Origin of the sequence: Pontibacter sp. FD36 (assembly GCF_015686655.1) — a bacterium.
GTDB lineage: Bacteria > Bacteroidota > Bacteroidia > Cytophagales > Hymenobacteraceae > Pontibacter.
Window position 1 is genome coordinate 1 of sequence record NZ_JADPMP010000032.1, and the last position, 518, is coordinate 518.

Annotated in this window: 1 pseudogene; it reads left to right on the forward strand. The window is 68.1% G+C overall.

Annotated features, from left to right (window positions below):
- A pseudogene (locus I0P70_RS21215) lies at nt 1-518 on the forward strand (hypothetical protein); the annotation flags it as partial.

Here is a 518-nt window from a genome sequence, read left to right on the forward strand (position 1 = left end):
GCCGGCAGCGCCGTGAGCCTGACGGCAACGCCGGCCGCCGGCTACCGGTTCGCCGGCTGGGGCGGCGACGCCTCCGGCGCGGCCAACCCCCTGACTGTGACGATGGACGGCGACAAGGCCGTCACGGCCACCTTCACCGCCGTCACCGCGGGCCCGTCACAGGTGACAGGGTTCACCTTGGTGGACGCCCAGACGGAGCAGGATGTGCAGCCTCTTGAGGATGGGGCCACCATCAGCCTCTCATCGCTGAGCAACTCCAAGCTCAACATCCGGGCTAACACCTCGCCGACCTCGGTGGGCAGCGTGCTCTTCGAGCTGAGCGGAACGCAGAGCAGGACCTACTCCGACAACGCCGCCCCTTACGCCCTGCACGGCGACAACGGCAGCGGCAACTACTACTACGGCAACTGGAACCCGCCGGCGGTGGGCACCTACACCCTCAAGGCAACCCCCTACTCGGGCAGCAAGGCCACCGGAGCAGCCGGCACCCCGCTCACCATACGCTTCACTGTAGTGGA